The organism is Paraburkholderia sp. 22099, from assembly GCF_052045835.1.
GTDB classification, from domain to species: Bacteria; Pseudomonadota; Gammaproteobacteria; order Burkholderiales; family Burkholderiaceae; genus Paraburkholderia; species Paraburkholderia terricola.
Genome location: NZ_JBQEPU010000005.1, coordinates 1 through 23,952, shown reverse-complemented (window position 1 = coordinate 23,952; position 23,952 = coordinate 1). Strand labels below are relative to the sequence as shown.

Sequence of the window (23,952 nt, the reverse complement as noted above, 5' to 3'; positions counted from 1 at the left end):
GTGTTTCCTGCGTATGCCAAAAAAGCGGGCAACGAATGCAAGAAATGGGCCAATGTTGTGCGTGAAGCGTCTATTCGGTGCGGTGCGCACCGGAATTGGTGGCTAGCGCTTGCGCGACTTCGGGACCTCGGAACGAACGGCTTTGATTTGTGCGACTTTAAGCACAATACAGGTGCATTCATGTTCTATTTTGGGCGTCATGTTCCGAAATTGTGCGTCATCCGATATTTTCGAGTGCTCGCCTGCCGAATACCCGCCGCCCGATGCGCAACACATGTGCGCGCAGGTTGCCATGGCCGATTGCGCCCAATAAATGGCGCGCCCCTTTATTTTCCGCTGGAAACGTCGACATAATGTGCGCTCCCCGCGCATGATCTGCCGGCCCCCGACTTCCGATGCGCACGCATGAGACTCACCACCAAAGGCCTGCTGCTGATCGCGATTCCGGCGCTTTTCGAACTGGCGCTGCTGTCCGGACTGGTCAAGGCGCAATCCGATTCGGCGCAAGCGGAGCGCTGGGCTCTCCATAGCCAGGAAGTGCTGCGGCAGACCACCGCGATTCTCGAGCCGGTGCTCGGCGAATCCGTCGCGCTGCGCGGTGCGGTGCTGGAAAACGACAGCCGTTTCGCGACGCCGCTTGCACTGTGGATGGACGTCGACCGCCGCATCGACCAGCTTGCCGAACTGGTCGCGGACAATCCCCGGCAAGTCGCGCGCGTGGTTCAGTTGCGTCAATCGGTGCAAGCCTATCGCCAGTGGTCCGACCGCATGCAGGACATGCTGCATTCGCGGCGGCGGCCCGACGTGCTGGAGCGCTTTCGCGACCTCGCTCAATCCGATGTGCTCGATCGCTTCCGTCAGCAGGTGGTGGCATTCCAGAGCGAGGAACGGCGCCTCGACATGCAGCGCCTGAACGCCGCCGATGCCGCGCGCGAACGGCAGCAGATGCTGGTGGGCGCCGCCGTGTTCGGCTCGCTGCTGTTCGTCGCGCTGGCCGTCTGGCTGTTCACGCGCGGCGTGCGCGGCCGGCTCGCCGTTCTCTCCGACAACGCCGGGCGCCTCGCGGGCAACGAGCCGCTGGCGCCGATCGCAGCAGGCAGCGATGAAATCGCCCGGCTCGACCTGACCTTGCATGAAACCAGCCGGCGCCTGCTCGAGGCGGAGCGCATCCAGGCGCGTTTCCACGCCGACCTCGCGCGCCGCGCCGCCGAACTGGCGCGCATCAACGAGAGCCTGCGGCAGCAGACCCAGGAGAACGAGATGTTCATTTACAGCGTGTCGCACGATCTGCGTGCGCCGCTCGTGAATCTGCAGGGCTTTTCGAAGGAATTGATCCGCGCGTGCGACGAATTGCGCGTCGCGGTGCGCGAGTCGTCGCTTGGCGCCGGGACGCGCGAGCGCATCGAACGGGTGGTCGACGAGGACATCGGCGAGGCGTTGCATTATCTGCAAACGGCCGTGCTGCGGGCATCGCATATCATCGACGCGCTGTTGCGGCTGTCGCGTGTCGGCCGCGTTGAGTACCGCCAGCAGAAGGTCGAGGTGCACGATATCGTGCGGCGCGTGATCGATGCGATGCAAGGCTCGATCCGGGCGCGCGGCGCGCAGATCAGCGTCGACGAGTTGCCGGCGGTGTGGGGCGACGCCACCGCGCTCGAGCAGGTGTTCGCGAATCTGATCGGCAATGCGGTCAATTATCTGGATCCCGCCCGCGAGGGCAGGATCGAAATCGGGACCACGCCGCCGCCGCTCGGCGTGCATTCGCTGCGGATCTTTTACGTGCGGGATAACGGGCTGGGGATTCCGGTGGTCGCATTGCCCCGGCTATTCAATGCGTTTCAGCGGCTGCACGGCAATGTGGTGGCGGGCGAGGGCATCGGCCTCGCGCTCGTGCGGCGCGTGGTGGAGCGGCACGGCGGGCGTGTCTGGGTGGAGTCGAAAGAGGGGGAGGGCACGACGTTCTATGTGTCGCTACCCGAAGCCCGGCCGCGCAATGCGCAGGCGGTTGCCGATCCGCGGGTTCCGCTGGAGGCGGGCGGCGTTGATGCGATGCGTGATGTGCGCGAGGCGCGCATGGGCTCGGATGAGCGTGACAGCCAAGGTTCTGGTGGCGGCGCGGCGCTGAATGCCCCCAATGCCGAACCCGGCGTCGGTGTCCGGTGATCAGCAGGCGTTAAAGAGCCGCCGCGGTTTGAGCAGCTTGCTGCCGCGAATCAACCAGTAGCAGGCGCAGACGATCAGGATCATGACGCCGGTCAATGCCTCGAGCGGCGCGGGATGCAAGCCGAGCACGCCGTCCAGCGCGAACAGGCCACGTGCGGCGAGCAGCAGCGCCGCCCACAGCGAGCATGCGGCTAGCACCAGCATGCGCGCGCCGGCCAGACGCCGCGCGCGGTTTTCACGCGACCAGTTGGCGGGCGTGCGCCCGCAGAAAAAAGCGATCGCCATCAACGTGACGACGAGCACGACGATCCAGTCAGTCAGTTCCATCGAAAGGCACTCCAAAGTCAACCGTTGACTATAGAAAGCCGTTTCGCTGCGAACTATCGGATTACTCTCAAAATGTGCGCGGTTTAGGTGAATGCGCAAGGCCATGAGGGCATGGCGCTCGCCTTGGCCCGGAGCCGGAATATGGCCGGATCAAAGCCGGATGGGGGGCATCCGGCTCGATCGGACTTCGACTGGACTTCGATCAGAGTTCGATCCGGGTGCCGAGCAGCACGAGGAACTGGCGCAGCCACTCGGGATGCGCGGGCCATGCGGGCGCGGTGACGAAGTTGGCGTCGGTGATCGCCGCGTCGACGGGAATGTCGGCATAGTCGCCGCCCGCCAGTTTCACTTCGGGCGCGCACGCCGGGTAGGCGGAAATTCGTTTGCCGCGGATCACGTCGGCGGCGGCCAGCAGTTGCGCGGCGTGGCAGATCGCGGCGATCGGTTTGCCCGCTTCGGCGAACTGCCGCACGATTTCGATTACCTTGGGATCGAGCCGCAGATATTCCGGCGCCCGGCCGCCCGCGATTGCCAGCGCGTCGTACTGGCGGGGATCGGCATCGTCGAAGGTCGCGTTGAGCGTGAACTGATGACCAGGCTTCTCCGTATAAGTCTGGTCGCCCTCGAAATCATGGATCGCCGTCTTGATCCGGTCGCCCGCCTTCTTGTTCGGGCAGACCGCGTCGACCACGTGGCCGACTGCCTGCAGTGCCTGGAACGGCACCATCGTTTCATAATCCTCGGCGAAGTCGCCGGTCAGGAACAGAATCTTCTTTGCTGCCATCGTATGCCTCCAGTTGATCAACGGAACACACCAAGCGCTCGTCACGCTCATTCAAGCGAAGCCAGTCTACCCCAACGCGTTTGACAGAACCGCGACGCCGCACGCGATGAGCGGGTTCGAACGGTGCGGAATGCCAGCAGATGCGCCCGCGTTCGCGGCGCGATCCGGACGATCGGCCGATGCTGGGCGAAAGCGCCACGCGACGGCGTATCATTGGCGCGTTTTCGCATGCGGAAGCCGCTTGGCGCGGCTCACACTCAAACATGATTTCATCCATCCGTTCGCCTTTGTTGCACCGTGTCGTTCTGGTTCTCGCCGTGTTCGGCGGCCTCACGGCCTGCCAGAAAAACGATGCGTCCGCCGGGCAGGTCGCCGGCAAACTCAACGACGCCGCGCAAGCGGCCGGTCAGAAGCTCGATCAGGCGGCTAGCTACATCGGCCAGCAGGTCGACGCGACCAAATCCGCCGCGCAGCAGAATCTCGATTCGGCCTCCGCGCCGTCGGTCACTATCGACCCCAAGGCGCTTGCTTCGGGCGCGCAGGCCAATCTGCAAGGCGCCGCGAGCGCGGCCAATGCGCAACTCGGCAAGGCCGCCGCGCTGACCGGGCAGAGCCTGGAGACCGCGGGCCGCAAGCTGCAGCAGTGGTCCGCGCAGAGCACCGCTTCATCGACGAACGCTGCGGCGTCTTCGTCCGCTGCGGGCGATTCCGGCGACGCGCAAAAGCAGATGGACAAGTGACCGTCGTGACCGTCCGTTCGACCCCCGGCGCGCGCGAACGTTTGACGGCCCGGTCAAATGTAATTACTATAATTACATATTGTGGTCGCCGGGCAGGGGTGTTGTGAATACGAGTAGCCGGTTCGCATTTGCGGTGCACGTGCTTGCGCTGCTGTCGTTGCAGCAGGGCGTGCCGCTTTCGTCGGAGATAATTGCGGGCAGCGTGAACACCAATCCCGCACTGATCCGGCGTTTGCTGAGCATGCTGGCGGAGGCGGGCCTCACCACCTCCCAGCTTGGCGCGGGCGGCGGCGCGCTGCTCGCCCGGGCGCCCGGGAATATCAGCCTGCTCGAGATATACCGTGCGGTGGAAGATCCACGTTTATTCGGGCTGCATCGGGAAGAGCCGAATCCCGCGTGCATGGTCGGCCGTAATATCCAAGGCGTGCTGAGCGGCATCATCGACGAAGCGCAGCAGGCCATGGAAGCATCGCTCGGCGCCCGCACGCTGGCCGATGCCACGGCGGATGTCGTGCGCGCGGAGCGGGTCAGGGAGCGCAAGCGGCGTTCGCATCGATAAGGCGTGAGCAAGCAGTCCGGGAATGCGCGTGTTTGTCAGTCAGCGCGCGCGCCTGATAATCAAGGGGTACCCACCCCTCTTTTTTCCGTCTTATATGTAATCAATATAGTTACATATAAGCTAATCGAAGGAGCATCGAAATGAGCAAACAGTTGAAGATCGCGTTGTTTGGCACCACCGGCACGATCGGTTCGCGGATCGCCGCGGAAGCGGCCCGTCGCGGGCACGAGGTGACGGCGCTGGCGCGCAACCCGGCGCGGGTGCCGGCCGACGTGGCGAACCTGAAGGCGGCGCAAGCCGATCTGCTCGACGCCGCGAGCGTCGGTGCGGCGGTGCGCGGGCACGACGTCGTCGCCAGCGCCTACGCGCCGCCGCAAGGTGACGAGGCGGCGCTCGCCACGGCGACTCGCGCGCTGGTCGAAGGCGTGCGCGCGGCGGGCGTGAAGCGCCTCGTGGTGGTGGGCGGCGCGGGTTCGCTCGAAGTCGCGCCGGGCAAGCAACTGGTGGATACCGAGGGTTTCCCTGTCGCTTACAAGCCGGTCGCGCTCGCGCACCGCGACGCATTTGACTACTACCGTGGCGTCGCCGATCTCGACTGGACTTTCTTTGCGCCGGCCGCGCTGATCGCGCCGGGCGAGCGCACCGGGCAATTCCGCACCGGCACGGGCGCGCTGCTGGCCGACGCCGAAGGCAATAGCCGCATTTCGGCGGAAGACTACGCAATCGCCTTCGTCGACGAACTGGAGCAGGGCCGCTTCGTGCGTCAGATCGCGACAGTCGCCTATTGAGCCTGAATGGCGCGGCCTAGCCTGGCAGGCAGGCGCCCGCGGCGCGGTGGGTAGGGCGATCCCCACACCCGCTGCCGAGCGCAAGCGCCCTAACATTCCGTTACGCATGTTCGGTCGCGCCCGATAAAAGTGCGGCTACACTGGCGTCTCCCGTTTTTTCACGGATCGCCATGCAGTCACGCTCTTCGCGGCGTGAGTCCGAGGCTGCGCCGTTCAACGGCGGGCAACCGGCGACTCGCGCCACCTTTCATCTTCCTTCTCCTCATGCCGGGGGCGACGTCCACCCCAGCTCGCCCACGCGCGTCGCGGCGTGGCTCGGCGCATGGGTGGCCGGGGTATTCCTCGCGCTGATCCTCTACGCCGGCTGCACGCCCGCCAACGCCGAGGCCGCCGGCAGCAGCACGCCGGTCATCCCTGCCTTGCAGAGCCTGATCAACAGCGCTACCGCGACGCCCGCGTCCGCCGCTTCGGGCGCATCCGCGGCGCAGGCGGCGTCCGCGCCGTCGCCCGCGAGCCAGGCGGAACTGGCGCGCTCGCTCGACAGCGTGATCGCCACGCTCGACAACGACCGGCAGCGCACCGCGCTCGTCGCCCAGCTCAAGAAGCTACGCGACGTCTCGCAGAACGTCGGCCCACCGGTGCCGGCGCAGACGCAGGCCAGTGCCGGCCTGCTGGGCGCGATCGCGTCGGGCATCGCGTCGTTCGAATCCGACATGCATCAGGGCCGCACGCCGGTGCGCTATTGGGGCGGCCGCCTCAACGCGGCCGGCAACGAACTCTTCACGATCATCTCGGGCCAGGGGCGCGAGAGCTTCGGCCGCGTGCTGTTTTCGATGATCGCGATGCTCGCCGGCTGGGGCGCGTGCGCCGGCGCGCTGATCTATGGACAACACCGGCTGTACCGGCGCTTCGGCATCGTCATGGGGCTGAATCCGAATCCCACCACGCGCGAGTTGCTGATCTTCGCGCTGCGCCGCGTCGGACCGTGGATCATCGCGTTTGTCGCGGCGCTGCTGTTCGTGCGCGCGATGCCCGATGCGCTCGGACGAACGCTCGGCATGGTGGTCGCCTACGCGATCGTGGCGGGGGCGGTGTTCTCGGCGATCTGTTTGATCATGTTTTCGCTGTTCGGCTCGGGGCATCGGCGCATCGCGGTGCGTCTTCTGATCGATCATGCGCGGCGTGTGCTGTTCGTGATCGGCATATGCGGCGCGCTCGGCGATGCGGCCGTCAATTACGACGTCGCGCATCAACTCGGAACGAATCTCGCGGCGCTGATCTCGACCGCGGCCAACATGACGGCCGCCGTGCTCACCGGCTACTTCGCGCTCGCGTTTCGCCGGCCGGTCGCGCATCTGATTCGAAATCGGCCGTACGAGCAGCGCAACGATCACAAGGCGGCGACCGACGCCTTCGAGGTCCTCGCCGCGCTGTGGCACGTGCCCGTGCTGGTGCTCGCCACCGCCTCGGTGATCGCCACGCTCGGCGGCTCGGGCACCAGTGAGAACGTGCTGCAGATTTCGGTGGTGACGGCGCTGCTGCTGGTGCTGGCGTTCTTCCTGTCGGCCATCGTGCTGCGCATGACGCGTCCGCGCAGCGCGCGCGCCCGCCGCCGCTCGCCGTATCTGACGCGCCTGCTGCGCTTTTGCGGCACGCTGCTCACGCTCTTCATCTGGCTGTTTTTCTTCGAACTGGCGGCGCGTTTGTGGGGCGTGTCGCTCGCGGCCGTGGTCGAGGAAAACGTCGCGGCGCGCGGTATCGCCCATGCGGTGACGGCGATCATCGCGACCGTGTTCATTGCGTGGCTGCTCTGGATCCTGGTCGACACGGCGATCACCGAGGCGCTCAATCCGGGCGGTCCGCGCAACAAGTCGCGCGCGCCGAGCATGCGCGCGCGCACGATGTTGCCGCTCGTGCGCAATGTGCTGCTCGTCTCGATCATGACCATCGCCGGGATCGTGACCGCGGCGAACCTCGGCATCAACGTGACGCCGCTGCTGGCGGGCGCCGGCGTGATCGGCCTCGCGATCGGTTTCGGCGCGCAGTCGCTCGTGACCGACCTGATCACGGGCCTGTTCATCATCATCGAGGACACGATCTCCGTGGGCGACTGGATCGACGTGGACGGCGGCCATGCGGGCACCGTCGAGCACCTGTCGATCCGCACCGTGCGCCTGCGCGACGGCCAGGGCGCGATTCACGCGATTCCGTTCTCGCAGATCAAGATCGTCAAGAACCTGTCGCGCGATTTTGCTTACGCAGTGTTCGAAGTGCGGGTGTCGTTCTCCGCGGACGTCGATCAGATCACGCAGCTGATCCGCGAAGTCGGCGCCGATCTGATGGCGGACTTCCGTTACCGGCGCGAGATGCTCGGGCCGATCGAGGTGTGGGGGCTGGACCGTTTCGATCCGAACTGGATGGTCGTAAAAGGGCAGATCAAGACCCGGCCGCTGCAGCAATGGAGCGTGGCGCGCGCGTTCAATCTGCGGCTCAAGCGCAAGATGGACGAAGCCGGGATTGAGATTCCGCTGCCGCAGATGCGCTTGTTCACGTCGTCGAAGGATAGCGAAGGTCAGCCTTTCGGGGACGACGCGTTGCCTGGGTCCGGTGCGCACGGCCATGCCCATGCGCAGGCTCAAACGGCGTCGTCGGTGCGGGCCGCGCATGCGGCGGTCGCGGTGGCGCGCGATGTGTCGCACGAACCGCGTCCGGCGCCGCCGCCGACCGGACAGACCGCGCCGATTCCACCGCAGATTCCGACCGCGGGAGAAGCGGGCGGCAAGAGTTGATTGCGCTGGTGGTGCGCCGCTGCCTGCGCGGCGCACGCAAGGCGTGAGCTTTCAAACGCGCGCCGGCGCCTCGGCCACGCGCACGATGTCGTTGACATGCGTGGCGATTCGCGCGCCCGCCACGCCGTAGACATGCAATGAGACGGCGGGCGCAAGAGTGCCATTGCCCAGCCGATGAATGGCGCCGCGTCCGCCGCGTGCGAACGACACCGCGCCGCGATTGCGCGCTTGCGTCCGCGCGGCGCTCGCGCATTGCCGCGCGCCATTCCATTCGAAGATCGTTTCGTTCAAGCTGCCATCGAGCACAGCGTAGCCGCACCACGTGTGATGCGCGTGCACGGGGCTCGCCTGTTGCGGCAGCCACACGAGTGCGGCAATTGCATAGCGGCCATGCGGATCGGCGGCGAGCAGATGACGACGGTAATTCTCCGCCGCGCCTTCGCGTTGTGCCGGCGTCAGCAAGTCGGGGGTGGCCGCGGCTTCAGCGAGGGTGACACGCATACCGCGCGCGAACAACGCCGAATCCGACGGCTCGGGACATGTCGAACAGGCTTCGAAAATCGCGTCGAGCGCGTCGCATAACTGTTTGAGAGGCGCGCTGCCGTGGTCGTGCAACGGCGCGGCGGCTCGAATTCGGGCTTGAACGTCCGAGGCGGTTCGGGCCGCTTCAGCCGATTGTCCGCCGTGGGCCTGGAAACGATCGCGGGGCGTCGAAGAAAGGTTTTGGCTCATGATCGTTGCGCGGCTGCGCTGCCGCTTGTCGGTTATTTCGAATAGCGACATTTATACCGATTTCCCCGGAGAAAGAGTTTCCATATAATTCCCCTCGAAGTGTTAAAAGTAGAATAATTTCCTACAGAGGCGCCAGAATGGGAATGGACATCATCGATCGGAAACTGCTCGAACTGCTGCAGCAGGACGCAACCATGCCGATCGCCGAGTTGGCGCAGCGGGTGAATCTGTCGCAAACGCCTTGCTGGAAACGGCTGCAGCGTTTGAAAGAGGCGGGCGTGATTCGCGCGCAGGTGGCGCTTTGCGATGCCCGCAAGCTGGGCGTGGGCACGACCGTGTTCGTCGCGGTGCGCACCAACCAGCATACCGAGGCGTGGGCGCAGAGCTTCACGCGTGCGGTTCAGGATATTCCGGAGGTAGTGGAGGTGTACCGGATGAGCGGCGAAACCGATTACCTGCTGCGCGTGGTGGTGTCCGACATCGACGACTACGATCGCGTCTACAAGCTTCTAATCGCCGCCGTGCCGCTGTACGACGTGAGTTCAAGTTTTGCGATGGAACAGATCAAGTATTCGACGGCGCTGCCGGTGCGCTTCACCGCGTAATCCTTGGTAGACGGCGATAGCCTTTGCTGGTGTGGCTTTGATGCCTATCGATGTACCTCTTGTTTGCTCGGGTGGTCTCGCGTTTACACTTGTTTTTGTGGTGCCAAGGCTCCAAAATTGGTGCCATTTTCGCGTGGCACCACACTACAGCAAGTGAGCACAGATGGGCACAATTACACCAAGAGAGAACAAGGACGGTAGCACCTCATATAAGGCACAAGTCCGCGTGCGGAAGGGCGGCAAGGTTTTGCACCAGGAAACCAAGACGTTTGAACGTCGGCAGGCGGCGCAGATCTGGATTAAGCAGCGCGAGGCCGCGCTGTCACACGCCGACGGTTTGAAGGCCGCGCTGCAGGAGAATCCACCAGTCAAGGAAATGATCAAGCGATACATCGCCGAACTGGGCAAGCCCTTAGACCGTACTAAAAGAATGATCCTGAACCAGATCTCTGGCTCAACCTTGGGCGAGGTCAAGGCGGCGCAGCTCGAAAGTGCGGACATCGTTGCCTACATGCGCACGGTTGACGTCGCGCCATCGACGCGTGGCCACTATCTCGCGCACCTGTCCAGCGTAATCACATTGGCCCGGCCCGCCTGGGGTTATCCAGTCGATGCCTCGGTGGTCGCGGACGCGCGCGTCGCGTTGACGCGAATGGGGCTCGTTGGCCGATCAAAGCATCGTGAACGTCGGCCAACGCTAGATGAGATGGATCGCTTAATGGCCGAGTTCGGTAAGGTGCGGGACGGAACGCCCGACAGTATTCCGATGCAGGCGCTGGCAGCCTTTACGATTTTTTCGCTGCGAAGAATCAGTGAAATCTGCCGGCTTCGTTGGGATGACCTGGATGAGGACGGATGTCGCGTTATGGTCCGCGACCTGAAACACCCAAACACAAAGGTGGGAAACGACACCTGGGTGGATCTAACGCCAGAAGCATTACGGATCGTCAAGGCGCAGCCGCGAGTGGGCGATCGTATCTTTCCGTACCGCGCTCTTACGGCGAGCACCGCATTCACGAACGCAGTGCAGTTATTGGGGATTGACGACCTGCATCTGAATGATCTACGGCACGAGGGCGCGAGCAGGTTGTCGGAAATGGGATGGACGATCCAGCGGGTGGCCGCAGTTAGTGGCCACCGCAGCTGGAATACGTTGAAGCGTTACACGCACGTGCGCAAGGTGGGCGACAAGTACGAAAACTGGAAGTGGCTGGATGTGATCGCGCCATCGCAGGATTACGCGATGCCGGCGAGCTGATCGCATTCCTTCTTTGCTGCCGCGCGGCGCTCGTCGATATAGTTGGCCAGGTCCTGCACGTATACGCCCTTTGCGCTCTTCTGCGATGATTCGATCCGAACGAGAGGTAGCTTGATTTCTCCGTAAGTGATCTTTCGAAGCAGCTTGTCCACTTCAAGGTGCGGGAAGTACGAGCGGCAGACTTCGTCAATCGGAATGACCGCACGTGCGCCGAACTGCGCCATCAAAAGAAAAACAGTATTCATTCGACACTCTATGTCGGGTCGTTACTACGACATCGGGTTAATCGCTCGGTCGAGCTGCATCAACCCGGTTTCGATGGATAGACGCGCTTGTTCTGCCCACGTGCGTGCCTCTTGCGCAGTCTTGTGCCGGCTGTAGCTGCCGACCTCGTCCCGCATGAGGTCGAGCAGTTCGATGTCCGCGCCAAGCGCGATGACTTCGACCAGCTTGCGGATCTCGAGGCGCAGGGCTTCGATCCGCGCGATCGTTGCGAGTCGGGTATCCGACTCGCTTTCCTTCTTCTGGATAGTTTTTCGCCGCGCAAGCGGCGCTTTGTCTATCTGGATCGCTTTGGCGGGCGTGAGCCCGCTGCTGTTGATGTCGTCGTTCGATGCCCGCGCCGGGACGGCGCCAGCGAGGGAAAGCTGTGGGCGTCGGTCTGCCGCTTCCCGCTTTCGCGGCAGCGGACGTGGGGTAGAAATGGCCCGGCGAGCCGTCATTTAGCCACCTCCGTCGCCATGTTCTCGGTCCAGTCGGGATCGGGCATCGTTGAAAGCTTGTCGAGCCATGCGCGCACCGCCGGTGCCTCTTTTGCCTTCGTCCTGTCTGCCCGGTCGAGCGCGCGCGTGAACTCGATAACGGCGGCTCTGATGGCCTGCATGCGGGTCGGATACGTCGATGTGAAATCTCGCATCGAAGGCAGGCCTGATGTCGTGCCATTGCCTACCCGTAACGTGGTCGAGTAAATCCACCTGCCTTCCTCGGGCTGTGCAAGGTGGATCTCAGCCGGAGAGAGTCCTGTCCGCTTGGACATGGGCGCGCGGATCGTTTCGCACTTCACGAACACGCCATTCTCGTTAGGAGTGTGGACCGGATGCCTGTGGCGCCGCGTAGAGATCGCATCAAGCATATCCGCGTGCGGCGTGAGCGCGGCATGCACTACGGCGATCGTGCCCGGCGAAAGTTTGCCAAAAACGGGGTCGTGCAGCACCGACTGCAGTGCCTGTAAAAGTTGCTTTGCTTGCGCAGCCGAGATCTTGCGCTCGACCGACTTTTCCAGCGCCTTCTTTGTAACCTTGGCCTTGCCCTCGGCGCTCGCCTGACGCGCGGCGCTCTGGAGTCGCTCGAGCGCTTTGTCACCGCCGTGTGCCCTGATCTCCTCGATCGCGAGCGTCGAGGAGACGATCTTGTCCCGAACCAGCTTATGCAATGGCGCGGGCGCATGCGCTAACAGCAGAACGTCGCGGATGGTTTGATCGGTAATGTTGAGCCGCTTGCAGATCGCAGCGTTGGATTCGCCGAATTCCTGCAGTTCCACGACTTTTTCCGCAAGCTGCAGCGGCGTCAGCTTCTCGCCGTCGTTGTTCGTGATGCCAGCGTAAATCAGGTTGACGCGATTCCTGCAGCGTGCGCTGAATGTGCTGAACCAGAACCAGCGCGCGTTCGCCGATATCGCCGTCGACGGCGGCATCGGTGCGATGACGATTGCGGCGCTGAAGGCGTTTCTCGCCGCGCGGGGTGCGGACGGCCATCGGGTGCTGCTGGGTATGGTGACCGCGCAGCAGTCGGTCTTCTACATCGAGTGTGCCGAAAAGCGCGTGGAGAACGAGACGTTCGAATACGGCTGGCAGCTCAATCGGGCACTGGGGGTGAGCGCATGATGGATGTCCTGAAAACGGTCGCGCCGTGGCTGGTCACCGCCTTGACGGGCGGGGTGCCGGGCATTGCCGCAATGGCCGCCTCGGCGATCGCCGGCAGGCTCGGGCTGGCGGACGGTTCGGTTGACGCGGTGAAGACCGCACTGACCGGCCAGCAGATCACGCCCGAGCAGTTACTGGCGCTGAAGCAGGCCGACGACGATTTCGCGCTGAAAATGCGGCAGGCGGGTTTCACACATGCGGAGAACATGGCCGGCATCCAGGTGCAGGCCGACCGGATAGCGGCCGATGATCGCGCGAGCGCACGCAACTTTGCGGCGGCGGAGCACGACCATACGGCTCGCAATCTGGCCTATATGTATACGGTCGCGCTCTTCGCGGTGATCGGCCTCGAGTTCCTGCTGGCGGCCAGACAGATCCGGCTCGACGATGGCGTGATGCGTGCGCTCGATACGCTGTTCGGCATTCTGATCGCGATGGTGCTCGGCTCGAAGGAGTATTTCTTCGGCTCGTCGTCGCGTGCCGACAGGCAGGCTGCGGCGATCACGCAGTTTGCGGTGTCGCCGGATACGGTGGTGGCGCGCTCGGATGCGCTCACGAGTCGGCCGGATAGGCCGGCGGGCTGAGCGCATCGGCTGCAGTCACGGTGTTTCGGTCCCAGTGCTCATCGATCCAGGCGACCGCCCAGGCACGGCCGAAGGCCTCAGCCGACCATTCGTTGTCAAACTGGCCGAGATCGATGGCCTCAAACGTGTCGCCGTCTTTTTCCCCTTTGGCTGGCGGACGGCTGATGCGGACGTGCGCGAAGAACTTTCCAATCGAAAAATCAGGCGTCGCGTCGATCGTGTAGACCTTGTATGCGTGCAGCATGATTCCCTCCTGGGCAGGATATGAATCTAGGTCACCAATTCTGAAAAATAAAGGGGACTCGTGGTGCGCACATCGAACTGGGCGGCTCGGGCACGTCAGCATCAGCTGGTCGCAGGTACCGCCGACATTGAAGGTATTGAAAGGCGAGGAGCAGTACGCGCCTCAGTTCTTTGTGGATGTTCTGAGCGGCAGGTACTGCTCGCTGTCGTACGCGGTGGTGAGCGTGTAGCCGTCGCGTTTGCGGATCTTCAGGAAGAACAGGGTAGGTGAGACCCCGGCCGCACCGCCGCACGCTTCGGTGTGGTTTTCGCGCACCCGTACCAGAAAGTACTCGCCCTGGTCGGCCGTATCGAAGAGCAGGCACTCGGTCCTGTCTTCCGACAGACCGTAGGTACGCGTGATGTCGGCCGCAAGGGTGGCTGCGTCATTGTCATCGGTCAACGGTTGCTGGGCCGCGCACGCCTGCGCGCAGACGATCAGCGCTGCCGTGATGATCGCGCGGCGCATCATGGCGCGGTCCTGCGCGCGTCATATTGATCGAGCTTGTGCGCGCGGATGATGGCGTTGAGCTTGACCGCGTAAGACGGATCCGTCGCATAGCCGTTGCGGGCGAGTGCGTTGGCGAACTGCGAACTGCGGGTGTAGAGGAAGCACGACCGGAAGCGCGGGTTGTTGCGGAGCATCTGCGCGTAGTCGTCGGCGGCCTCTTCATAGCTGCCGTAGGCGCGGAACGCATCATCGATCCTGATGGCCTGGCCGTTGATCACTTCGTGGGTGGTGAACGTGGTGCTGTCGCCGCTGGGCGCGCGGCCCTTGACGCCGAAATAGGCGTTGCCGACGACCGATCTTCCCCAGTTGCTCTCAAGTGCCGACTGGGCGATGACGACGCCTGCGGGCACCTGGTACCTGCGCTGCACTTCCTGCGCGGCGGCCAGATGGGTATCGATGAATTGCTGCACGTATGCCGGCGCCACGTGGGGCTTCGGCTGTTGTCGCGTCGCGGGATTGTGGTGCGTAGATGGCTGTGCCATGACCAGGCTGTTCCTCGTTCGAAACGGGGGATCCAGCATGCCACACGCGCGTATCACGGGCAATCAGCCACCCGATGCGCGCAGCATAAAGTTACTTTGATCGCGCTTCGCGGCGCGGCAAAAGACAGGGCGACCGGGATGATGTTCGCGCATTTCTCCCGGTCACCTTTCCACTGAGATAGCCAGTGAATTAGCCAGGGCCCTGCTACCTACCGGTAGGCGGGCCGAATTCTAACCGAAAAAGAAAAGGCAATTCCAGATATGGCAACTCCCATCGTTCCATGGATCGGCGGCAAGCGCCGCCTCGCGGACCATCTCATCCCGCGGTTTCCTGAGCATGAGTGTTATGTCGAGGTCTTCGCGGGCGGGGCCGCGTTGTACTTCATGCGGCCGCCGGCGAAGGTCGAGGTGATCAACGACATCAACGACATCAACGGCGAACTGGTGAACCTGTACCGCGTCGTGCAGCATCACCTCGAGGAGTTCGTGCGCCAGTTCAAGTGGGCGCTCACCAGCCGGCAGGTGTTCAGGTTGCTGCAGGACACGATCCCGGAAACGCTCACCGATATCCAGCGGGCGGCCCGCTTCTATTACCTGCAGAAGAACTGCTTTGGCGGGAAGATCGAAGGGCAGTCGTTCGGCACGGCAACCACTACGCCGCCGGGTCTGAACCTGCTGCGGCTCGAGGAGACACTGTCGGCCGCTCACCTGCGCCTGTCCAACACGTTCGTCGAGCGGCTCGACTGGAAGGCGTGTATCGACAAGTACGACCGGCCTCACACGCTGTTCTATCTGGATCCGCCGTACTGGGAGACGGAAGGCTATGGCGTGCCGTTTCCGTTTTCCGAATACGTCGAGATGGCGGCACGCCTGCGATCGCTGAAGGGCAGGGCGATCGTGAGCCTCAACGACCATCCGGACATTCGCCGCGCGTTCGAGGGGTTCCACATCGAGACGGTGGACATCAGGTACACCGTGGGCGGTGGGGGACGGGAGGCCGCACGGAAGGAGGTGATCATTTTCAGTTGGGACGATGCAGCGCAACCGGCTGGACTTTTCTAGTCGCCGCGATTATAGGAGCCTGTCGAGGGTTCCCTATACCTCTTGTTGGCAGTTACAAGCCATCAACTTGGATAGGTTCTTTCTGTTGGTCGAATACGATAACCTCCGCGATCGAAGGGCTGCAATTCCACTCACGTATCACAGCAATTGCACGGCAGGCACTTTTCGCCTCTTGGGTAATCCCCGAAGTCCGCAATCACAGCAAAGGCGGCAAATATCAATATTGATAGCTATGGCATTGACATTGATATGCCAAGTTACAGGCGTCCGAAAGGAATACCAGGCCATAACATTCATATCATTTTTCTTTCAACAACCTTGTGGGTGCAAAATGTCTGGAAATCTCTTGTATGGCGACACGCTGTATTTATCAAACCAAACCACCTTTGACGACCCGAAGGCCCCCGGATATTATTTGGACGTCTATGGGGCCTTGCCATCCAATGGCGGAGTCGGTGCTGTATACGCCGCGCAACCATCGAAGCGAAGCGGAAAATCTGTCACCTGGAAAATAGAGTCTGTTGACCAGGCAAATGACGGAAAGCCGGTAAAATCGGGCGACACAATCGTTTTGCGAAGCATGCTGGAAGATAATGAGCAAGCCGTCCTTGCCGCTGTTGATGGCAATACTGTCCCAGTAAATGAAATCCATTGCGTAGGCGCAGTTCAAAAAAATAGCACTTCAATCGATGCGAAATCGAAGTGGAAAATCGGGCATACGAATCAAGATGGCTCCGCGCTGAATGATGAAGGCACACCGCTGAACGACGGCGATACCATTTATTTGCTCAACTGTGGGGACAATGGGTACCTCGACTCATATGGCCGCGCGGGTGCTGAGGGCGAGGCTTATTGCGTCTTCACATCGTCGACGCTACCCAGAACATACAACGGTAATTACCATACCACCTCATGGAACGTCATCAGGGTGGCATCGGACCAGGCCGGTGGCAACGGTGGTGACGGCAACGGCAATGGGGGTGAGCGGAATGGGATATTTAATCTGCCTCCAAACACAGCGTTTGGTGTAACCGTGCTAGTGAATTCAGCTGCCGTGCAGACGGTCAGCGTTTTTGTGGATGACGCCTCGAAGCCCAGCGCCACATTCACGGGTTCGGGCACGAAGGACCGAAACCTCCAGACGCAGATACTGAACTCGGGGAAAGGGAGTGTCCGGGTTATCGTGGAAGCTAACGGGAAGCAGTCCAAGCTTGGATCAAGGCAGGTCGATATTTTCCAGAAGGCCTATTTCGGGCTGGTTGCGTCCGAGGATGGAACGGATGACGACTACAACGACGGCCTTGTGATACTTAATTGGCCACTGGGCTAATCCATAGCGCAGTACCACAGGGAAGCGCAGCGCGGACGGCACAGCCGTCCGTTCGCGCGGGCCCCGGGTCTGCACCTCCCCGCTGTACCTTTTGAACAGCCGCTTAAACGGCCACTGCTGTATCAACGTTCCGAATGCTGCAATCAATATCTGACAGACCTTGCGCCGGTCATTCCGCCTTGGCCTATCGCCGGCCAGGACGCTCAGCAAAGTGACTTTGAACGGCTCATTACGACCCAGAGTGTGTGGAAACTCCATTTTTGCCGCCAAGCGAGCGATTGCCGGTCAGGTCGATCGGGTTGGATACGGGCGAGTCTGCACTAATCGAACATCGCGAGCACAACAAAGCCCCTCGGGGCTTTAGCTTGCGGCCATCTTCATGGCCTTCAACGTCTCCACAACGCCAAGTATGTTCATCATCCGCTTCAGGTTATAGGCCAACACCTGAAGGCTCATCTCCGTACTCACTCGCCTGAGTGTCCTGGTCAGGAAGTGTGCGGGACCCATCCAGTGCTTGAGCGTACCGAAGACATGCTCGACAGTACTTCGGCGGATAGTCATTGCTTCGGGCTTGCGGTCGAGCCGGCGCTGCATCGCTTCCAGTGTGTTCTCGTGCTCCCACCGGCGGATGCGACGATAGTCGCTCGGTGAACATCGTTCCTTGAGATGGCAACGTGGGCAGGCGCTGGGCCAGTAAACCCGCAGATTCATGTCATGCTCGACGGTCGTGAATCGAAGAATGGCCCTCTCGCCAGCGGGGCATCGATACACATCGCTTTTTGCCACGTAGACAAAGTCGGCCTTGGTGAACAGACCTTTCTTCCTCGATGCGGAGGTGAGTGGCTTGGGAACGTACGCACTGATGTCGTTCAGATCGCACGCCCGTATCTCCGGGCCGCTGAAGTAACCCCGATCAGCAACAACCTTCAGCTTCGATCTGCCCATTGCGTCCCGCGCAGCCAGCGCCATTCTGCTGAGTTGTCCGTGATCGTTTCCGACGTTAGTTACCTCGTGCTCAACGATCAGGTGATGTTTCGTGTCTACGGCTGCCTGAACGTTGTAGCCCACTATGCCCGAGCCTCTTCCGCTGGTTGCCATGGATCGTGCGTCGGGATCCGTCATCGACAGCTGTTTGTCCGGTTGCCTTTCTAACTGCTTCCTGATCTGTGCGAGCTCACGCATCTGCTGGCGCAAGCGGGCGATCTTCTCGTACAGCCGAACGGTCTTCACATCGAAACCTGTTGGACTGGTCCGGTCTGCGGTTTCAATCAGGTCGAGATACCGCTGCACGCTTTCCTCGGTCTGCTGCTGACGCTTGTCGATCTTGCTCGCCGTGTAGTTTCTGTCGCGGCTGTTTGACGCCTTGAACTTGCTACCGTCGATGGCCACCATGTCACTGGAGAGTAGCTTTAGCCCACGACACAGTTCGACGAAACGCCGGCATACGTTCCGAATGGCTGCGCCGCTGTCACGGCGAAAGTCGGCGATCGTCTTGAAGTCCGGGGCCAGACGTCCCGTTAGCCACATCAGCTCGACGTTACGCTGACATTCACGCTCAAGACGCCGGCTCGAAGGAATCCGGTTCAGGTAGCCGTAGATATAGATCTTGAGCATCACGCCTGGGTGATAGGACGGGCGGCCCGTGATCGCTGGCGTCGTACCGTTGAAACCAAGTTCCGCGAGGTCCAACTCGTCGACGAAGGCGTCTATAACCCTGACCGGGTTGTCCTGTCCGATGTAGTCATCGATACATTCGGGAAGTAGTGCGACCTGCTTGCGGTCATCGCCTTCAACGAATCGCTTCATGAGTCACCCGGTCTCAGTGCGTTGATTCAGTTTAGGCGATCAATGCGTTTTCACACACTCTGGACCCTTCTCAGCCGTTCGCCGGCACCGTTCCTCAACGGCAGCTTCTGAAGTATGGCGGTCACCTTCTTCACATTGCTCTGCGCCATCAGCCGAAGCGGACATACACGCTAGATGCGTAGTCGGTTTGGAAACCCGTACTAAAAACGACTCGTCGCAACGGGGGGGCAATGAGAATGTCGACGCCAGCCGTTCGCCGCGCAGGCCTGCTCGCCACAAAGGCTTGAAGCTCAGATATCATCCATACCAAATTCAGCCGGAGCACGGGGATATTATGCATGTGAAACAAATCGCAATCACAAATATTGGTGGAATCGGCGACCTCCTCATAAGGTTCGACGATCAGATGAACGTCATATGTGGCCCCAATGGAATCGGAAAAACGACGATCTTGGAAAGCGTGGCGCAAGCGTTCGCGGGGATGCAAACCACCATGTTGAAAAGACGGGTTACGTCAGAGCAAGGGAAAGTGGTTGCTGATTTGGCTAACGCTGCGGGGAATAAGCAAGTCATATTCGACGTGAAGTCGTTTATTCCAGATCAATACGATTATTTTGGTCTAGACCAGGATCTAAATCGACAGCTACTTTCGCTAAAAGTCGCACGGACATTCAGCTATTCGGCGCTTCCGTCGGTGACTCGCGATGCAACGCGGGACGTGAATACACTTTCGCAAGATAACAGGAACGGGGTGAAACTGAATGAGGTGAAAAATTGGTTCGTAAATCGATATCTCTACGCTCCACATGGCACCGCACTGACTGCAACTCAACTTCACAATTTGGAAGTCGCAAAACGTTTTTTCACGCTCCTCAATCCGTCGTTCCAGTTCAGCCGCGTCGACGCGGGCTCGAATGAAATCATGGTGGACACGCCGAGCGGCGAGATTTATTTCGAATACCTTTCGGCGGGGTTTAAGTCATGTCTTTCAATTCTATTGGGAATTACAAAGGAGCTCGAATATCGATTCAAAGACCCGACGATAAAGGTTGACGAGTTTACTGGGGTGATTTTGATTGATGAACTGGAGTTACATCTCCATCCAGAATGGCAGGCCAAAATCGCCGGAATTCTCATGCAGGCGTTCCCCGCGTCACAATTCATTGCAACTACTCATAGTCCGCATGTCATCCAAGCAGCGGAGCCTCAGCAAGTCGTCGCGTTAGAGTTCATAGAGGGCAAGGTAGTAAAGCGAGAACTACCTCAAAACAAGTATGGATTCAAAGGCTGGACCGTCGAGGAAGTTCTAGAGGATGTGATGGGAATGAAGGACACGCGTACTCCCGTTTATAAAGCCGCCCTAAAGAAATTCGAAAATGCTGTTGATAGCGAAGATTTCGAGACTGCCGCGAGCGCATATGCAGAGCTCGATTTGCTATTGCATCCTGAAAGTCATCTACGCAAGCTTTTTGCGTTCCAACTTGGTGCTTTGAGAGGGTGACGTCTCAATGATCAAGCTAGATAGAGCCGCCCCCCCGGATTTTTTGACGGATGAGAAGGTAGCAGAGTTGGTAGAAGCGTTCAAGGCCGACAGCTCATCCGTTTGGAACCACCCTGATATAAAAGACGCACTTTCAGCCTCCAGCAACGGTAAGTGTGCTTACTGCGAATGTAGCGTTGCTACGGAAAGCAAGTATCTGGAGGTGGAGCACTTCGAATACAAAGGAAAATATCCAGACCGGGTCGTTGACTGGGAAAACTTGCTGCCTTCATGTAAGCGTTGCAATATAGCCAAAGGAACGCACGATGTCAGACTTCTACCTTTGATTAATCCATACGAAATAGATCCCAAAGAGCACCTCGCTTTTCGCCTATATCGGCTTAAAGGGCTGACATCAATCGGAGCCTCAACCATCGAGGCACTTGATCTTAACAACTCAGACCGCCTTGTATCGAGAAGATTTGACTTGGGCGAGCAGATCGCTGCAACCATTGAAATCGCGGTTGAGCGTCTCCGGCGCTACAAGGAGTCCACTACCCCTATCCGAAAGAATAAGCTGCTAGCGATTGTGGAAACGATACTTGTCGAGTGTCAACCAACCGCGATCTATTCTGCCGGGACCGCCGCAATTGTCTTCCACGACGAGATCTTCCTAGGAGTGGTGAATGATATGAAGCAGGTGAGTCTGTGGGAAGAGCATCTGGAACAACTATTCATCAAGGGGACGGCCTTAGCACTCGCTCTTGCATAGGCGATTCCTGCCGGCGACATGGTCGGTTCGCACATCCCGCACTCTCAAGGCGGGAATCCGTCATCGTCGCCTGCAACGGAGTTGCAAACGCGCCCGCAACGGGCAATGCCTGACCATTGTGAAGGACCGCTGTCTGGCAATGGACGACGTTCGAACGTTCCTTCGTGGCCGCCGCATAAACGGCTGGAATTGGCCGGTCCTCGTCGCCGAGCGCCGCCGCCTGACGCCCGTTGCTACCGCACAGCTTCTGGTGGTCCCGCAAGACTCACTGACGGCTAGCATTCAAACGACGATCACCCCGTAAGTGATGCCGACATAACAATGCATCGCGGCTTGCAACCCAGAGTCGCCCAGCCAGTACCGGCCGTCCTCGGACCTTACCCCGCCCGGCGTTATTGTCCCGACGCACGTCACCGCCTGAACTCCCAACTCGGCATCGTGGATTACTCCGACGACGATGCGCTCACGTTCGATAATCGGCTCCGCCAACGCACGCTCGGCTGAAAACCTGGGCGCTGGTTGCGCCGGACCCTGCATGGGCACATCGGTGTTGCGCTGCTCGGCCTGGGTTACCCAGTAGTCGAGGTGCGAACCCACCAGTTCGTCGACGAGCATCGCGTTATCTCCTTCGGCCATTCTTTTGCCACTCTTCGATCATGCGCTTTCGCTGGGCGGTGAATTGCTGCTGGCGTGGCGTAGGCGGGTCAGTCAGACACGGCTCCGCATCCAGCTCCCGTTCGAAACACTCCCATACCGACCCCGCCAGATGGGGACGGCCGTTGTCGGCGATCATCTTCCGAACCTGATCGGCGCGCATGATCATCGCGCGCAGCCTGTGTATCTCCCTGAGCAGCGTCAACGCCGCGGGCGTCGGATTCCGGTCATAGATTTCGGCCAATTCTGCGGCGGTGAGGGGGCGACGGCGACGCATAGTCGTTGGTTGGGATACTGTATGAATGTACAGTATATCCAGGATTTCGCCGGTTGCATCTGGCACTATCATTGGAAAGTCACTGGAGGTATTCCATGTGCTATTCGGCCCAGATTGAGGCGGACTACCGGAAGTACGTCAGGATGTTTGGCGCTGCGATGAGCCTGCGCGCGTTCGTGGATCTGTACTGGAGACGCAAGGGAAGCAAGCTCAAAACGCCGATGGCAATGGATGCGGCGTTTTCTGATGCCCCGACCGAAGAAGGGCAACGCATCCGGGCGCTGATTGCCGAATGCAACGCGTGGTCGAAAACGGCCCTCGAGGAGGAACTGCTCCGGCAGCGAGCCAAGCTCGCCGACGCCGAGCGTGCGCTTGAAAAGAAGCCGACCAAGGCGGCCACCGAAAGCAGGCGGATCGCGACCGGCAAGATCGACGCTGCAGTGCGCCGGCTGGCTGATCTGGAGCGCACCGTCCCGGTAGAGGGGGATTCACGGATCTATCCCGGCTGGTACGCGCCGGTCCTGATCGTTCAGGACGGCCAGCGCGTTGTGGTGCCGATGCGTTACCGCTGCCGGCTGCCTGGCTGGACCGAGCAGATGGAGAAGGACAAGCCGGGCACGTACAACGCCCGGCTGGACAGCCTGAAACAGGTATGGGCGAAGCTGTTCGGCTACAACCACGGCATCCTGCTCGTCAACCGGTTCTACGAGAACGTCAAGCGCGACGGGAAGAATGTTGTCGTCCAGTTCGACCCGTCACCGTCACAACCGCTGCTGGTCGCCTGCCTGTGGACGCGCACGGCGATACCGGGTGAACCCGACCTGTGGTCGTTTGCCGCGATCACCGATGATCGTAAGCGCGCAGTAGACGGCGCCCCTTGCGCATTGGCATGCGCCATGCGTCAGGTCACGTTTGGATTCAGTCGCCAAGGCAGCAAAGCGTCGTAGTCGTCGGCGGTGTGCGCGTGCGGCAGACCTTTGAACACCGCGATGAGGTAATGGTACGGCTCAATGCTGTTCGCTTTGCAGGTTTGCATGAGCGAATACAGGTTGGCGGCGGCGTTTGCGCCGGCGACGGTGTCACTGAAGAGCCAGTTCCGGCGTCCAACAGTGAACGGTCTTATCGCGTTCTCACACGGGTTGTTCGAGATGGGCCACGCTCCGTTGCCGACGTAGCGAACAAGCTTGGGCCACTGGCCTCGTAGATATTGAAGCGCTTTGCCGAACCCGCTTTGCGGCAACACCGAGTTCAAATGACGCGATAGCAGCGCCTCGATCTGATCAAGAACTGGCTGACTTCTGGCCTGCCTGAGTTGCTGGCGCTGCTCCGGCGTCATGTTTTCGGATCGTGCCTCAACGGCAAACAGCTGGCCGATCAGCCGAATAAATTCGCTCACCGGATGATTGCCGCCGCGCTGTTCCTTCGGAAGGGCCTCTTCCGCCTCAATCAGGTAACGTCGCGCGTGTGCCCAACATCCGAGGTGCACCAGTTGGTTTGTTCGGGCGATTTCGTTGTACGGCTCGTAGCCGTCGCTCATCAACACCGCGCCGTGTTTGATGCCAGCATAGAGCGCGGCGGCGTGCGCCGCGCTGCGCGTGGGACTGTAGCTGAACATTCGCACTGGTGGTCCGGTACCGTTCATCTGCGCCCACATGTAGCTCTTGCGTTGTGCAGCACGCCCTGGTTCTTTTAGTATCTGCACCGTCGTTTCATCGCCGTAGACGATGTCGGCCTCGAGCAAGTGGTCGCGCATCAGATTAATCAAAGGCTGCACTGCCATGCCGACGCGCACTACGCTTGCGGCCAGCGTGCCGCGCGAGATATCGCCACCGAAACGGTGCAGCAACGCGGCGATTCGGTACAGCGGCAGCGCGTCAGCAAACTTACTCACAACCACCCATGCAAGCGCTGATTCAGTGAGTAAGCTGCGTAATTCGTGGAAGCTGGACACGCGTTTCGCGTGAAGGTGGACAGCGGTTTCGCGCGAAGCTGGACGTTCGGAGCGCAGCGACGCGGGGGTTTCGATATTTACTCTGACTGCTGGT

27 protein-coding genes are annotated in these 23,952 nt (G+C 60.9%); 14 read left to right on the top strand and 13 right to left on the bottom strand.

Annotated features, from left to right (window positions below):
• The first annotated feature begins 405 nt into the window (after positions 1-405).
• Positions 406-2,163, top strand: coding sequence for a sensor histidine kinase (locus tag ACTJLC_RS06630; RefSeq protein WP_073430036.1), 1,758 nt, complete (start codon positions 406-408; stop codon positions 2,161-2,163).
• Here ACTJLC_RS06630 and ACTJLC_RS06625 read toward each other — a convergent pair whose 3' ends face one another.
• Positions 2,164-2,490: a hypothetical protein gene (locus tag ACTJLC_RS06625; protein ID WP_073430035.1), complete on the bottom strand. Its 327-nt coding sequence runs from the start codon at positions 2,488-2,490 to the stop codon at positions 2,164-2,166.
• Between the two features lie 202 nt (positions 2,491-2,692).
• A complete protein-coding gene (locus ACTJLC_RS06620; RefSeq protein ID WP_073430034.1) occupies positions 2,693-3,274 on the bottom strand; it encodes a DJ-1/PfpI family protein in 582 nt (193 codons plus the stop codon).
• Positions 3,275-3,537: 263 nt separating this feature from the next.
• On the opposite strand from ACTJLC_RS06620, the gene ACTJLC_RS06615 reads away from it, so the two are divergent.
• From ACTJLC_RS06615 to ACTJLC_RS06600, 4 genes are all read left to right on the top strand, one after another.
• Entirely contained in the window at positions 3,538-4,014 is a 477-nt protein-coding gene (locus ACTJLC_RS06615; protein ID WP_073430108.1) for a hypothetical protein, read from the top strand.
• A gap of 103 nt (positions 4,015-4,117) precedes the next feature.
• On the top strand, positions 4,118-4,573 hold the full coding sequence (locus tag ACTJLC_RS06610) for an Rrf2 family transcriptional regulator (protein ID WP_073430033.1): 456 nt from the start codon (positions 4,118-4,120) through the stop codon (positions 4,571-4,573).
• A 140-nt stretch (positions 4,574-4,713) separates the two neighbouring features.
• A complete protein-coding gene (locus ACTJLC_RS06605) occupies positions 4,714-5,361 on the top strand; it encodes an NAD(P)-dependent oxidoreductase (protein WP_073430032.1) in 648 nt (215 codons plus the stop codon).
• Positions 5,362-5,531: 170 nt separating this feature from the next.
• Positions 5,532-8,150, top strand: a complete 2,619-nt coding sequence (locus ACTJLC_RS06600; RefSeq protein WP_073430031.1) for a mechanosensitive ion channel family protein — start codon at positions 5,532-5,534, stop codon at positions 8,148-8,150.
• 51 nt (positions 8,151-8,201) lie between these two features.
• Here the strand turns inward: ACTJLC_RS06600 and ACTJLC_RS06595 are convergent, their stop codons facing one another.
• Complete coding sequence (locus tag ACTJLC_RS06595; RefSeq protein WP_073430107.1) at positions 8,202-8,882, bottom strand: cysteine dioxygenase family protein; 681 nt, start codon at positions 8,880-8,882, stop codon at positions 8,202-8,204.
• A 137-nt stretch (positions 8,883-9,019) separates the two neighbouring features.
• On the opposite strand from ACTJLC_RS06595, the gene ACTJLC_RS06590 reads away from it, so the two are divergent.
• Both ACTJLC_RS06590 and ACTJLC_RS06585 read left to right on the top strand, forming a co-directional pair.
• On the top strand, positions 9,020-9,487 hold the full coding sequence (locus tag ACTJLC_RS06590; protein ID WP_310132187.1) for an Lrp/AsnC family transcriptional regulator: 468 nt from the start codon (positions 9,020-9,022) through the stop codon (positions 9,485-9,487).
• A 163-nt stretch (positions 9,488-9,650) separates the two neighbouring features.
• Positions 9,651-10,745, top strand: coding sequence for a site-specific integrase (locus tag ACTJLC_RS06585; RefSeq protein ID WP_310132185.1), 1,095 nt, complete (start codon positions 9,651-9,653; stop codon positions 10,743-10,745).
• On the opposite strand, the gene ACTJLC_RS06580 is transcribed toward ACTJLC_RS06585, so the two are convergent.
• From ACTJLC_RS06580 to ACTJLC_RS06570, 3 genes are read right to left on the bottom strand one after another with little or no spacing between them, the layout of a single operon-like run.
• A complete protein-coding gene (locus tag ACTJLC_RS06580) occupies positions 10,724-10,990 on the bottom strand; it encodes a pyocin activator PrtN family protein (RefSeq protein WP_073430028.1) in 267 nt (88 codons plus the stop codon). The two genes, ACTJLC_RS06585 and ACTJLC_RS06580, sit on opposite strands and share 22 nt — an antisense overlap.
• 24 nt (positions 10,991-11,014) lie before the next feature.
• The gene (locus ACTJLC_RS06575) at positions 11,015-11,467 is read right to left on the bottom strand and encodes a hypothetical protein (RefSeq protein WP_310132183.1); all 453 of its coding nucleotides are present in this window, start codon (positions 11,465-11,467) and stop codon (positions 11,015-11,017) included.
• Positions 11,464-12,285, bottom strand: coding sequence for a hypothetical protein (locus ACTJLC_RS06570; protein ID WP_440843328.1), 822 nt, complete (start codon positions 12,283-12,285; stop codon positions 11,464-11,466). The genes ACTJLC_RS06575 and ACTJLC_RS06570 overlap by 4 nt, the downstream gene beginning before the upstream one ends.
• A gap of 100 nt (positions 12,286-12,385) precedes the next feature.
• Here ACTJLC_RS06570 and ACTJLC_RS06565 point away from each other — a divergent pair, with 100 nt between their 5' ends.
• Positions 12,386-12,628, top strand: coding sequence for a putative peptidoglycan-binding domain-containing protein (locus ACTJLC_RS06565; protein WP_310132176.1), 243 nt, complete (start codon positions 12,386-12,388; stop codon positions 12,626-12,628).
• Positions 12,628-13,251, top strand: coding sequence for a hypothetical protein (locus ACTJLC_RS06560; RefSeq protein ID WP_310132173.1), 624 nt, complete (start codon positions 12,628-12,630; stop codon positions 13,249-13,251). The genes ACTJLC_RS06565 and ACTJLC_RS06560 overlap by 1 nt, the downstream gene beginning before the upstream one ends.
• On the opposite strand, the gene ACTJLC_RS06555 is transcribed toward ACTJLC_RS06560, so the two are convergent.
• The 3 genes from ACTJLC_RS06555 to ACTJLC_RS06545 form a co-directional block, all read right to left on the bottom strand.
• Positions 13,220-13,495, bottom strand: coding sequence for a hypothetical protein (locus ACTJLC_RS06555; protein WP_310132171.1), 276 nt, complete (start codon positions 13,493-13,495; stop codon positions 13,220-13,222). The genes ACTJLC_RS06560 and ACTJLC_RS06555 overlap by 32 nt on opposite strands.
• A 162-nt stretch (positions 13,496-13,657) precedes the next feature.
• A complete protein-coding gene (locus tag ACTJLC_RS06550) occupies positions 13,658-14,005 on the bottom strand; it encodes a hypothetical protein (RefSeq protein WP_310132169.1) in 348 nt (115 codons plus the stop codon).
• Positions 14,002-14,454 (bottom strand): glycoside hydrolase family 73 protein, encoded by a 453-nt coding sequence (locus tag ACTJLC_RS06545; protein ID WP_440843327.1) that lies wholly within the window; start codon positions 14,452-14,454, stop codon positions 14,002-14,004. The genes ACTJLC_RS06550 and ACTJLC_RS06545 overlap by 4 nt, the downstream gene beginning before the upstream one ends.
• 333 nt (positions 14,455-14,787) lie before the next feature.
• On the opposite strand from ACTJLC_RS06545, the gene ACTJLC_RS06540 reads away from it, so the two are divergent.
• Complete coding sequence (locus ACTJLC_RS06540; protein ID WP_440843326.1) at positions 14,788-15,588, top strand: DNA adenine methylase; 801 nt, start codon at positions 14,788-14,790, stop codon at positions 15,586-15,588.
• 346 nt (positions 15,589-15,934) lie between these two features.
• Positions 15,935-16,918, top strand: a complete 984-nt coding sequence (locus tag ACTJLC_RS06535) for a fucose-binding lectin II (protein ID WP_310132161.1) — start codon at positions 15,935-15,937, stop codon at positions 16,916-16,918.
• Between the two features lie 360 nt (positions 16,919-17,278).
• Here ACTJLC_RS06535 and ACTJLC_RS06530 read toward each other — a convergent pair whose 3' ends face one another.
• Positions 17,279-18,724 (bottom strand): IS1182 family transposase, encoded by a 1,446-nt coding sequence (locus ACTJLC_RS06530; RefSeq protein WP_310132159.1) that lies wholly within the window; start codon positions 18,722-18,724, stop codon positions 17,279-17,281.
• 187 nt (positions 18,725-18,911) lie between these two features.
• Here ACTJLC_RS06530 and ACTJLC_RS06525 point away from each other — a divergent pair, with 187 nt between their 5' ends.
• Both ACTJLC_RS06525 and ACTJLC_RS06520 read left to right on the top strand, forming a co-directional pair.
• On the top strand, positions 18,912-20,225 hold the full coding sequence (locus ACTJLC_RS06525) for an AAA family ATPase (RefSeq protein WP_310132157.1): 1,314 nt from the start codon (positions 18,912-18,914) through the stop codon (positions 20,223-20,225).
• Between the two features lie 7 nt (positions 20,226-20,232).
• Positions 20,233-20,976, top strand: coding sequence for an HNH endonuclease (locus tag ACTJLC_RS06520; RefSeq protein WP_310132155.1), 744 nt, complete (start codon positions 20,233-20,235; stop codon positions 20,974-20,976).
• A gap of 282 nt (positions 20,977-21,258) precedes the next feature.
• On the opposite strand, the gene ACTJLC_RS06515 is transcribed toward ACTJLC_RS06520, so the two are convergent.
• Positions 21,259-21,591 carry a hypothetical protein gene (locus ACTJLC_RS06515; protein WP_310132153.1) on the bottom strand — a complete coding sequence of 111 codons (333 nt, stop codon included), beginning with the start codon at positions 21,589-21,591 and terminating at the stop codon, positions 21,259-21,261.
• A gap of 4 nt (positions 21,592-21,595) precedes the next feature.
• Entirely contained in the window at positions 21,596-21,874 is a 279-nt protein-coding gene (locus ACTJLC_RS06510) for a hypothetical protein (RefSeq protein ID WP_310132151.1), read from the bottom strand.
• 128 nt (positions 21,875-22,002) lie between these two features.
• Here ACTJLC_RS06510 and ACTJLC_RS06505 point away from each other — a divergent pair, with 128 nt between their 5' ends.
• On the top strand, positions 22,003-22,854 hold the full coding sequence (locus ACTJLC_RS06505; protein ID WP_440843325.1) for an SOS response-associated peptidase family protein: 852 nt from the start codon (positions 22,003-22,005) through the stop codon (positions 22,852-22,854).
• On the opposite strand, the gene tnpC is transcribed toward ACTJLC_RS06505, so the two are convergent.
• The coding region (gene tnpC, locus ACTJLC_RS06500; RefSeq protein WP_440843324.1) for an IS66 family transposase at positions 22,809-23,952 on the bottom strand (1,144 nt) is incomplete at its 5' end. The two genes, ACTJLC_RS06505 and tnpC, sit on opposite strands and share 46 nt — an antisense overlap.